Genomic DNA, 10603 nt, shown 5'->3' with positions numbered 1-10603 from the left:
CCGCCATGCGCCATGCGAAGCTCGCAGGAGCTGACTTCCTCAGCTATCCCCGGCCAGGCGATTCCATCGTTGATGGATAGCTAGGGCTGCCAGCTTCGACCTGCGGAAACGCATTGATGATCGTTATCTCGCCGGACTTATCCCGCCGTGTTCGAGCCGTATCCGTCTCCGGGGACGTGATCGGCAACCAGGGGACTGCCCCCTTCTCTCGTACTTGGTCTGCGGTCCATGGTGCCTGCGACGCCGGAGCGGATCGCGCATCGCATCTGCCACTGGTCGGTGGCTTGATCGGCGCGGATCTGCTGGAGGACTTGGTGTTCTTGGCGGGGACGGACGGTCAGTTGGCGTCCGTAGCGCAGTGATCGGGTGCACTGGTCGCGGCTTGGCCGCCGTCCTGTCGGTGACCCATGCGTGAGTGGACGCGTCAGCGGACCACGACCTCGGCGGCCGACAGGTAGGAGCCGCCACTGGCCCGGCTGCCCTCCAGGCGAACGTACCTCGCGTCGGTGGCAGGGAACGTGGCGGTCTTCAGCCGAGCGTCGGCGGCCCAGGTGCCCGAGGCCACCTGGGTGAAGACCTCGCCGTCCGCGCTTACCAACACGCGGTAGTCGAGGATCGTGCCGTTGAGGTTGCCATCGAACCGCGGCTGATACTCCAGGGTGCTGACCTTCTTGACCGCGCCCAGGTTGAGGGTGATCCACTGCGGGAGCGGGTGCGGCGGGGAGTACTCCGAGTGCCAGAACGTGGTGATGTCACCGTCGATCGCCCGCTCGGGACCGTTGCCCGGGTGGAAGCTGCTGGCGTACACGGCGGGCTCCGTGCAGTCCTTGGTGATCGTGACGGGGACCTCGGTGGCCTCCTCGCCCACCGTGACCGTGAGCTTGTGCGTGCCCGCAGCGGCGTCCCTCGGCGCGGTTACCTTGATCGGCAGTGCGGCCGCCTGCCTGGCGGGTATGTTGAGCGTCCCCCTGACCGGCGTCGCGCTGACCGGTCCGGCGGTTTCCACGGTGACGTGGCGGGTGACCGGCGAGCCCGTGTTGTTGACACCCTTGGCGATGACCGCGCCCACCCGGGTGTTGATCTGACAGTGGTCAAGCGCCACCTTGGCAGGCGTCACGACCGCGTGCACGTCCTTGGGAGCGGCCAGCAACGCCCAGCTGAACGGCGCGTCGGCGTAGTAACCATCGCGGCAGGCAGCGGAGGCCGTACGAGAGCGCCCGGCGTCGAAGGCGGCCTTGCACCCGGCTGGTGGGTCGGCGTCGATTCCGGCGCGGAGCACCTGGCCGCGCGTGAACAGGTAGCCGGTGTGGTCACGCGCCTGCGCGTCGCCCCTGTCGAACAGCGCGTCGCTGTAGGCACGCGGCCCGGTCAGCTCGGCCCAGAAGGCCTGTGGCGCGCAGTCCACGGCCTGATCCTTAGTTGGTACGGCACAGCGCGCGGCACGGAAGTCGCCACCGAGGACGGTGACGTTTCCCGCCTCGAACCGGTTGCCGATCAGTTCGGACAGCGCCGGTACGGCTGTCGCCGGGTCGCCGCCCGGGTGCGCGGCCACCAGCGGGACGCGGAGGCTGGAGTCCCGCTTCCTCGCGGAGAGGAAAGCCTGGTCCTCATCCTGGACGCGCTCGAACGTGCCCGCTCGCTCGGCGGTCATCGTCTCCGCGTTCAGGATGATCGCGGTCTCCCTGACCGAGCCGTCAGGGCGGAAGGCCGAGCGGTCACCCGCGATCGCCACCGTGTAGCGGTCGCCTGTCTCACGACTGAGACGGGTGGCCAGGTGTTGGGCACCGGGGCCGAGGATCTCGTTGAGCACCAGCGCGTCGGGCGCGTCGGGCAGCTTGCCGGCCAGCTTGCGCGCGAACGTGTCCAGGTCGGCGGTGTCCGACGCGTCGGCCTGCCGTACGGAATCCTGCAGGTTCGCGTGGACGACCAGCACCTGGCCGGAGGGGGTGCGTGCCATGTTGTCGGCCGCGTGGTCGGCAGGGGCGGCGACTGCCAGGCCACCGATGGCCACGGAGGCGGCGATGATGATCTTCATGTTGGTTCACACCTCCTGGAGGACAGGGCGGCCGGACTCGACGACGAACGACCTGCGTACCGAGGCAGTGCCGTCCGGAGCGGTGACCCGGTCCACGACCACGTAGTCGGTGCGCAGGGTGTCCGCCGCGATGTGGCAGCGGACGTAGCCGCGCTGATTGTTGAAGAACTTCAGGTGCGGGTTGGCCGCCAGCCACTCGGCGCCGCCCGGCGTCATGTCAGAGCCGTTGCCGCCCGTGGTGATGGACGTGCCCATGAACTCGACGCCGACGGTCGGTGAGCTCGGGTCGTCATAGCCGACCTTGAGCTCGGCGGCGCAGTTGACGTGCGCGTCGCCGGTGACGACGACCGGGTTGGATACCCGGCGCTCGGCGATGCCCGCCCACAGGCGATCGCGGGCGGCCGCATATCCGTCCCAGGTGTCCGGGTTGAGCTGTTGCAGCCCCGGATCGGTAAGCCGGTCGAGCTGGAACATCTGCACCTGGTTGGCCAGGATGTTCCAGGTGCTGTGCGAGCGGCCAAGCCCGTCGAGCAGCCACTCCTCCTGCTCCGCGCCCAGCATGGTGCGGTTCGGATCCAGCCTGGCGTTGATGTCGAGCGGGCTGCGGTACTGGCGCTCGTCCATGGCGAAGAAGGTCGCCAGCCTGCCGTACCTGAGGCGCGTGTAGTACGTGGTGTCGGGGCCGGCGGGCAGGGTGGACGGGCGCAACGGCTGGTTCTCGAAGTACGCGCGGAAGGCCGCGGCGCGGCGGCGCAGGAAGTTCTCCGGCGTCATACCGGTGGGCGACTGGTCGGCTGCCCAGTTGTCCTCGACGTCGTGGTCGTCGGGCACCAGGAACCACGGCGCCGCCGCCCTGGCCGCGCGCAGATCGGGGTCGGTGTTGGTCAGCGCGTAGCGGAGCCGGTACTGCGAGAGCGTCATCGTCGGCGCGTTGTGCGCGGGTGAGAGCGGGATGTTGCGCCGGCCGCCGGTGGCGCCGATGCCGTACTCGTAGATGTAGTCGCCCAGGTGCCCGATCACGTCGAGGTCCTGGGCGGCCATGTCGCGGTACGCGGTGTAGAAGCCGTCCTCCCATCGCTGGCATGAGGCCCACGCGAACGCCACCTCGGTGGCCCAGCCCGGGGCGGGCGCCGTCTTGGTGCGGGCGACGGGACTTTCGTAGCCGCCCGTGCTGAAGCGGTACCAGTACTCGCGCCCCGGCAGCAGGCCCTCCACCTCGACGTGTACGGCGTGCGCCAACTCGGGGCGCGCCGTGGCGGTGCCACTCCGCACGACCTTGCGCATGCTGTCGTCCTCGGCCAGCTCCCAGCGGACCGGCAAGGGAGTACGCGGCATGCCGCCGAGGCCGTCGTCCGCGAGGGGTTCGACGGCCAGCCTCGTCCACAGGACCACACTGTCCGGCCGCGGATCGCCAGAGGCCACACCGAGGGTGAAGGGGGTGCCCTGCAGCGACCTGGTTCTCGCCTCTGCCTCACTGGGGAGCTGGGCGAACGCGGCCAGCCCTGCGGTGCTGGCCGCGTACATGAGCATTTGGCGCCGGGAGGGACCGCGCCGCCGAAGGTGGTTCACATTGCTGCCTATGCATCGGGATTCATCGGGGAAATGCGGTGCTTATCCACTCATAAGCGGATGAACGATCGGTCGATCGCAGACAGATCGCGGCTTGCGACCCGGCGGACAGATTGCCGGAGGCGGTGCCCAGCAGCGCGAGCGCCACGGGGATGAGTGTCGCGGCCCATGGCCAGGAACTACCGGTCAGCTTGACGTCGACCACGGGGATACTCCAGGGTCTTCGCCGCCCACCTGGCGGTCTGCGTGTCATAGGCGCCCGCGATGGCACGCAGAACGGGGTACAGAGCACTAGTCTGGCCGTCTCAGGGGAGCCGGGTGGTGGCCGGGGAAAGGCATTGTCGAGCCCGCCGCCGGAACCGGCAACGGGCTCGCGAGACAGGTCAGCCGCAGGCGCTCGTATGAGTCGGCGTGGTGCCGCGCGCCACCAGGTTCTTGGCCCTGTGAGCCGTGGCGAAGCCCCATGCACAGATGCCGCGACCGCTGATCATGTCGCCCCAGTGGTGCCCGCCGTTACCAGGCCCGTAATTGAAGTCCACAATCCGCTTTCCATCCGTATTCCTCTTCGCGAGGACGACGCGGACCAGACCCCAGTCACTCTTGTCGACCCAGATCTCCGTCCAGTTCGTCTGGCACTTGCGAGACCACATGAGCTTGATGTCGCCGTAGTGACTGCCCTTGTACTGGCCGGAGGTCACCTTGAGCTCGCCCGACGTGACCACCCGCTTCGTTGCCGCGCACCCGGACTTGTACGGGTCGTGGCCGGTCGCGGCCTGGGCAGGGGACGTGCCTACGAGCAGTCCCGTGCAGAGCAGCAGAATGCCCGTCGAGCCTGCGAGAGTCCGCTTCACAGAGAGTTGCATAAGTCCTCATAGATCTTTTATGGGCCGAGGCGGGGTCGTCCTTTGGTGGGCGCTGATTTCGACCTCTGCACATGGCAAAAGTCACTCCGGCGGGATTTAACGCACTGCGAAAGCACCCGTTGCGGCCCCGGCCCGGTGCCACCGTCGCGCTGATCACGATGGCATGAAATTGCAAGGATGCCTTGGCGGTGAGTCGCCAATTTCTTGGCGGAGCGTCTACACCGAGTCGAGTAGCGCCTGATGTCGATAGTCCTTCGGGGTGATGCTGTAGGCGGCGCGGAAGGCGCGGCTGAAGTCCTCGGGGCGCGGGAACCCCCAGCGGGAGGCGATGCCGTGGATGGCGACGGCGCGCAGTGCGGGATCGGCGAGGTCGCGGCGCGCGCGTTCCAGGCGCAACTGGCGGATCCATGCGGCCACCGTGGTGGTTGCATGAGACTGGAAGAGCCGATGGAGGTAACTCAGAGAGATATGGTGCGCGGCGGCGATCGCGGACGGGGTGAGGTCCGGGTCATGTAGGTGCTGCTGGATGAAGGACTGGATGCGCAGCGCGAGGGCGCGTTGGCGGGTCTCCGGCTCCAGAGTGGCGTCGGCCTCGAGGAGGTGAGCGAACAACGCGGGGAACAGATCGAGCAGGACCGCGCCCAGCCGGGGACCATCGGCCGGCCGAATGCTGCCGGTATCGGCACTCAGACGGGTAAGGAAGCCTGAGAGCAGAGCGCCGATCCCTTCCTGTCCTGGTAGGCGCCCACCGAGTAGTCGGTCCATGCTGCGGTGAGGCAACGGCACCATGGCCTTGGGGACCGCGAGTGAGGTCATCTCTGCCAGGCTCTCGGCTTCGGACACCGCCAGGGTGAACGTCCCAGGGCGCGAGGTGTCATAGGCGTATAGGTCGCCCACGCCGGTCACTGTCTCACGACCGTTCCAAGAGGTCCTCATGACGCCACGCGAGGAGATGCTGAGGTGATAGCGCTCGGGATCGGATTCCCGGATCAGACGCGACGTCCGGATTGCCTGCAGCGGAAGGAACGCGGAGGTTCGGACGTAAACGGCACCAAGTTCCAGGATGCGCTGGTAGGCGCGGAAGTTTCCCTGGTGGTTGCTGTATATCTCGACTGGCACCACCGTCCGAGTAAGCTGCTCACGCCAATATTCGAACCGCTCCGCCGCGGGCACGTCGCCACTCTGGAACACTCGCTCGATCACCGGCTCTCCTCCCAACCACGTTTTAGGCTCACGCATTCATGGACAACACCGAGAGACTCGCGCAGGTGACCATGCGGCCGTACACGACGGCGTGCACGCCTGAGTCCTGGTTCTCCCCGTCCCGGGAGCGCGTCAGCAGCGCTGCCACTCCGAGGCTGCGATCATCTGCTCCCAGGTTGGGACATGCGAGGACGGCACACGCTGGCGGGCGAGCTAGCCGGGGAGCGTCATGAACATGCCTTTGGCCGGATTGGCGAGGACCTGGGAGACGATGGCGTCCGCCAGGGCGTCCTCCACACCCAACCGCGGAAAGCGAGCGTGCGCCTCATCGGCGAACCCAGGAGGCAGCCGATCGGTCCCCTGGCCGCCGATGTCCAGGGCAATGCCCTGCTGGGCGAACTCGGCCACCGGTCCCTTCCAGTTGGCGATGCCAGACGAGGTGTGCAACGCGATCGCATCCCAGACGATCTGCGTGCGCGCCTCGCTGAGACCCTCCTCGAGCAGGAAGCGCACGGCGAGGTCCGCACCGGGCCTTTACCCTCGCTGCTCGACGACGGCCCGGCCGAACAAGTAACGGCGGATGCTGTGGTTGACCAGAAAGGGCGCTTCAACCCGTTCCACGAACTCGCGGGCGCGAAGCGCAGGCGACGTCGCCGGAAAGTGGAACTCGACATCAGACATGCCAGGGCGATCCTTTCTTGCAGGGTGATCTTACGCATGAGGTTGCCCGCCAGAGGGCAAGGGCCGCGACGTCGAGCACCTCACAAATCAGGACATGCCCGGACCTCGCCGTCGCGGCGCCGCCACATCGGCATCGAACTCCACCACCTCGATGGTCTATTCCAGGATGCAACCTACGCTCCCAGGGCGAACCGTCTTAAGACACTCCCTAGCGGCGGCGGGCTTCGTGGACGACGCCGCGGCGTTCGTACTCCAGCACCATCTCGACATTCATCGACATCTGCGTGCCGTACGCGCGCTGGACCAGCCACAAGGCCAGTTCCAGGCCGCTGGTGACACCGGCCGAGGTGACCAGATCTCCGTCGTCGACCACGCGCGGCCCTAGCATGCCGGGACCCGGCCCGTTGACGACCTTGCCACCTTGCTCGGCCAATTGCTCCTTGCTGCGGTGATGCGTGGTGCATGGCCGATTGCGAACCAGACCCGCCGCACCCAACAACAGCGCGCCGGTACACACCGACGCCATCGTGAGCCCCGGCCGACGGGCCGCCCGCAACGCGGCTGGGATCACTCCACGCTTGATCTCCGCGAACACGCCGGGTTTACCGTCGTCCCGAGCCCCGCCACCCGGCACCAGGATCACGTCCGCCTCGTCGGGCATCCAGTCGGCGCGCACCTCGATCCGGGTACCGCAATGGGCTGTCACGGTCTGCGGCCCCTCGACGGTGACCAGCCTTGTTTCGATGGGCACGCCGAACTTGCCGGCGATGTCGAGGGTTTCCAGCGGCGCGGCAAAGTCCAGTTCCTCAACGCCGTCGAACAACACGATGTGCACGCGTTGCCGCGCACCGACCGGCGACGTCGCTGAGGCGGCCGCGGTGCCCGGCAGGGCGGCTGCGGCGATCGCAGCGGTCGTGCCCACCAAGAGATCTCTTCGTTCCATGGCGTAATGGTGGAATCAGGCCGGAGGGTGAGGCCAGCGCCGGTCGTGCCGTCTTGCGATACGTTCTGGCCATGCACACGGTGGCGGTATTGGCCTTCCCCGGGGTTGTCGCCTTTGACCTGGCGGTGCCGTGTCAGGTGTTCTCGGCTGCCCGGCGTTCCGACGGAACGCCCCGGTATGAGGTCAGGGTGTGCGGTGACCAGGACGTCACCGCCACCGCTGTCGACGTCCCAAGTTTCCGGGTGCGCTGCGACTTTCCGCTCGACGCGGCCGCGAGCGCCGACACGATCATGGTGCCCGGGATGGGCCGGCACTCCCCACCGCCGGAACCGCGGGTGCTGGAGCTGCTGCGCACGGCCGCCGGGCACGGCGTACGCATTGCGTCGATCTGCACTGGGGCCTTCGTCCTCGCCGCCGCCGGCCTGCTGGACGGATGCCGGGCCACCACACACTGGCGTGCCGCTCAGGATCTCGCCCGGTCCTACCCGCGCATCACGGTGGACCCAGCAGTCTTGTTCGTCGACAACGGGCAGGTGTTGACCTCCGCCGGAGCCGCCGCAGGACTCGATCTGTGCCTGCACATGATCCGGACCGATCATGGCGCTGCGGCGGCCACCGATGCCGCCCGCACCGTTGTGATGCCGCCTCAGCGCGACGGCGAGCAGGCCCAGATCATCCGGCACCCCGACCCTGGAGGTAATGGCCCGGTCCTCCAGCCCACCTTGCAGTGGATGCAACAGAACCTGCATCTGCCCCTGACGCTGGGCGACATCGCACGGCACGCGCATCTGAGCATACGCAGCCTCAACCGGCAGTTCAGGGCACAAACGGGCACCACGCCCCGGAAATGGCTGCTGACCGCGCGGCTGGACCGCGCCCGGGAACTGCTGGAGACCACCGACCTTCCCATCGAGCGCATCGCGACGCTGGCCGGCTTTGGCTCACCCGTGACACTGCGCTCGCACTTCGCCTCCCGCCTCGGCCCCAGCCCCAGCGCCTACCGCGCCACATTCAAACTCCAGAAGCCGGTCAGGCAACACATTCAGGAACGTCGAAACGACCGGTCTCGCTGAGCCGAGCCAACCGACTCGAGGTCTGTCCGTACTGCATCCAAGAGCGTCTCTGCTCTCCACTATGCCGACAGCGGCGGCGACGGCGTTCCATCAGTGTTCTCGCACGGCGCGGGGGCCGATCACGTGATGTTCGACGCCCAGAGCAACTACCTGCGTGCCCAGGGGTACCGAGTCATCACCTGGGACATGCGCGGCCACGGCCTGTCTCGCCCAGCCGGGGTTCGATTCACCGCCGAGCCCCCCGTTTCCCCGGCCTGCGGCTAGCGCTGGCGCTTGAACCGGGGCAGCGCCCCGAGTAGATCGGCCGCCCGGTCGACCTGGTAGTACAGCCGCGGCGGGACGTGCGGGAGCACCGGGGAGTGCCGACGGCCGAGCAGTGCGAACATCTGCGGCGGCGGAAGGTTGATGTAACGCGGGATGTTCTCGTACCACAGGGCGCTGTGGCGGGCCGCTCTCTGGGGGGCCCGCATCGCGGACATGCGCTCCCGCTCGTAGCGGGCGAGGGCGCGTTGGAGCCGCGTGTCGCTGTGCAGCGCGATGACCAGGACGGCGGCGTCCCCCAGCGCGAGGGAGGTGCCCGCGCCGACGGAGTAGTGCGTGGTGTGCGCGGCGTCCCCGAGCAGGACGAGGTTGTCGCGGTACCACGCCCGGTTGGTCAGGGTGCGGAAGTTCAGCCAGCGCGCGCTGCCGTCGGCCTGCGCCCGGCCGATCAGCGGGTGGCCGTCGAGGATGTCGTCGAAGAGCTTCTCCAGGAGGGCCAGGCCGTCGGCCTCGTTCGCCTCGTGGAGCCCGAGCCCCTTCCAGGTCGCGGGGGAGCACTCGATGAGGCAGGTGCTGTGGTCCTGGCTGAATGGGTAGCCGTAACACCAGATCCAGCCGTGCGCGGTCTCCACGAAGGAGAAGGTGAAGGCGTCGAAGACCTTGGTGGTGCCGAGCCAGACGTAGGGGTTTCCCCCGACGGCGACCACGGTGCCGAAGTGGTCGGCGTGGCGCTCGCGCAGCACGCTGTTGACCCCGTCGCCGGCGACGACGAGGTCGGCATCGGCCACCTCGTCCTCGTCGGTGATCTCGCGCTCGAACTCGATGCGCACGCCGAGCGACCGGGCCCGCTCGGTGAGGATGCCGAGCAGCCGGCGCCGGCCGATGCCGAAGCCGTCGTCGCCGCTACGCACCATCGTGTGGTCGCGGACGTGCACGACCGTGCTGTCCCAGCAGACCGAGCTCTCGCTGATGGCGCGCGCGGACTCGGGGTCGGCGCCGTGGAGATTGTCGAGCAGTTCGCCCATGTAGGTCACGCCCCAGCCGTACGTCGACCCGGCTGGGTTCCGCTCGTACACGGTGATGTCATGGGACGGGTCCACGCGTTTCATCAGGATCGAGAAGTACAGGCTGGCGGGCCCGCCGCCGACGCAGGTGACCTTCACAAGAACCCCCGATTTGTGGCGCAACGTAATCAATATATGACACAGAGTAGCAGGTGCGAGTTGTGTGGGTTGGTCCCACTCTGTTGAGCCGCGCGCTGGCCGTCGGACGTCTCGATGACGTGGGGGTGCGCGCTGTCCGGCAAGGTCTGATACGGCACGCATGGGCCGGCCGCCACCCGCCGTCCGGGGCTGGGGGCCTCCAGGAATACGGCCTCTGACCGGTACGGGGCCGGCCGCCGTGACGAGAAGGTGTCACCAGGGCCGCCCTTCCGGTCACCGGTGCTTATCTGCACCTGGTTGACCTAGGCAACATGAGTGATTGGCCACGTCTGCGAGAACGGGAGCCGAACGCTCGTCAGTTTGGGAGCCACGATGGGCGAGCCAGGCTGATAGGCATTCGAGCGGGCATGAGCGCTACGGCGGATGGGTCGGTGGTCAGAGTGACGGCGGCGTGCCGCCGGGGCGTGCTCGGCAGCGACACGGCCGAGGTCTCACCTCAGCCGACGGGCTCTACGGTTGCCGCTGGCCAGCACGTCCAGCGTGGACTGCAGGCTGGTGGCCTGGGCCAGGGCTGCCACAGAACAGCGAGATCATGATTACCCGGAGGCCTCGCCGCCGGCGCAATTTTTAGCCGACGGCGTCACAAGTCCACGATCACCATCGGTCGCGGCCGGGGCGGTTCTCCCCTCCTGGGTACGGTGAGGAGGTGCACGAGCCACTGGACCGGGACAGACGCGACGCGCTTGCCAGGGCACTGGTGATCAACGCGCCTTACCTGCATCACATCCACGACGACATAGGCCCGGAGCATC

The 10603-nt window shown here is 67.9% G+C and carries 11 protein-coding genes; 2 read left to right on the top strand and 9 right to left on the bottom strand.

Going from position 1 to position 10603, the window contains the following annotated elements; all coding sequences use genetic code 11:
* Window positions 1-424 precede the first annotated feature (424 nt).
* The 8 genes from ABT294_RS32240 to ABT294_RS32205 form a co-directional block, all read right to left on the bottom strand.
* The gene (locus ABT294_RS32240; protein WP_350810072.1) at window positions 425-2035 is read right to left on the bottom strand and encodes a discoidin domain-containing protein; all 1611 of its coding nucleotides are present in this window, start codon (window positions 2033-2035) and stop codon (window positions 425-427) included.
* A 6-nt stretch (window positions 2036-2041) separates the two neighbouring features.
* Window positions 2042-3565, bottom strand: a complete 1524-nt coding sequence (locus ABT294_RS32235; RefSeq protein WP_350810071.1) for an alkaline phosphatase D family protein — start codon at window positions 3563-3565, stop codon at window positions 2042-2044.
* 61 nt (window positions 3566-3626) lie between these two features.
* On the bottom strand, window positions 3627-3809 hold the full coding sequence (locus tag ABT294_RS32230; RefSeq protein ID WP_350810070.1) for a hypothetical protein: 183 nt from the start codon (window positions 3807-3809) through the stop codon (window positions 3627-3629).
* 178 nt (window positions 3810-3987) lie between these two features.
* Window positions 3988-4455: a DUF2690 domain-containing protein gene (locus tag ABT294_RS32225; protein ID WP_350810069.1), complete on the bottom strand. Its 468-nt coding sequence runs from the start codon at window positions 4453-4455 to the stop codon at window positions 3988-3990.
* Window positions 4456-4683: 228 nt separating this feature from the next.
* A complete protein-coding gene (locus tag ABT294_RS32220) occupies window positions 4684-5670 on the bottom strand; it encodes a helix-turn-helix domain-containing protein (RefSeq protein ID WP_350810068.1) in 987 nt (328 codons plus the stop codon).
* Between the two features lie 213 nt (window positions 5671-5883).
* The gene (locus ABT294_RS32215) at window positions 5884-6183 is read right to left on the bottom strand and encodes a hypothetical protein (protein ID WP_350810067.1); all 300 of its coding nucleotides are present in this window, start codon (window positions 6181-6183) and stop codon (window positions 5884-5886) included.
* 21 nt (window positions 6184-6204) lie between these two features.
* On the bottom strand, window positions 6205-6351 hold the full coding sequence (locus ABT294_RS32210; protein ID WP_350810066.1) for a hypothetical protein: 147 nt from the start codon (window positions 6349-6351) through the stop codon (window positions 6205-6207).
* A gap of 208 nt (window positions 6352-6559) precedes the next feature.
* Window positions 6560-7294 carry a DJ-1/PfpI family protein gene (locus ABT294_RS32205; RefSeq protein WP_350810065.1) on the bottom strand — a complete coding sequence of 245 codons (735 nt, stop codon included), beginning with the start codon at window positions 7292-7294 and terminating at the stop codon, window positions 6560-6562.
* Between the two features lie 71 nt (window positions 7295-7365).
* On the opposite strand from ABT294_RS32205, the gene ABT294_RS32200 reads away from it, so the two are divergent.
* Window positions 7366-8367, top strand: coding sequence for a GlxA family transcriptional regulator (locus ABT294_RS32200; protein WP_350810064.1), 1002 nt, complete (start codon window positions 7366-7368; stop codon window positions 8365-8367).
* A 93-nt stretch (window positions 8368-8460) separates the two neighbouring features.
* Window positions 8461-8631 carry an alpha/beta fold hydrolase gene (locus ABT294_RS32195; RefSeq protein WP_350810063.1) on the top strand — a complete coding sequence of 57 codons (171 nt, stop codon included), beginning with the start codon at window positions 8461-8463 and terminating at the stop codon, window positions 8629-8631.
* Here ABT294_RS32195 and ABT294_RS32190 read toward each other — a convergent pair.
* Entirely contained in the window at window positions 8628-9815 is a 1188-nt protein-coding gene (locus tag ABT294_RS32190) for an FAD-dependent monooxygenase (RefSeq protein WP_350810062.1), read from the bottom strand. The genes ABT294_RS32195 and ABT294_RS32190 overlap by 4 nt on opposite strands.
* Window positions 9816-10603: the final 788 nt, after the last annotated feature.

Origin of the sequence: Nonomuraea sp. NPDC000554, from assembly GCF_040300065.1 — a bacterium.
Lineage (GTDB): Bacteria > Actinomycetota > Actinomycetes > Streptosporangiales > Streptosporangiaceae > Nonomuraea.
This window is presented reverse-complemented; position numbering and strand designations above follow the sequence as displayed.

What these genes read in the sequence shown, in the direction of transcription:
- ABT294_RS32240 (WP_350810072.1), bottom strand. Translation starts at nt 2,035, where the DNA reads ATGAAGATCATCATCGCCGCCTCCGTGGCCATCGGTGGCCTGGCAGTC.
- ABT294_RS32205 (WP_350810065.1), bottom strand. Translation starts at nt 7,294, where the DNA reads ATGGAACGAAGAGATCTCTTGGTGGGCACGACCGCTGCGATCGCCGCA.
- ABT294_RS32200 (WP_350810064.1), top strand. Translation starts at nt 7,366, where the DNA reads ATGCACACGGTGGCGGTATTGGCCTTCCCCGGGGTTGTCGCCTTTGAC.
- ABT294_RS32235 (WP_350810071.1), bottom strand. Translation starts at nt 3,565, where the DNA reads ATGCTCATGTACGCGGCCAGCACCGCAGGGCTGGCCGCGTTCGCCCAG.
- ABT294_RS32210 (WP_350810066.1), bottom strand. Translation starts at nt 6,351, where the DNA reads ATGTCTGATGTCGAGTTCCACTTTCCGGCGACGTCGCCTGCGCTTCGC.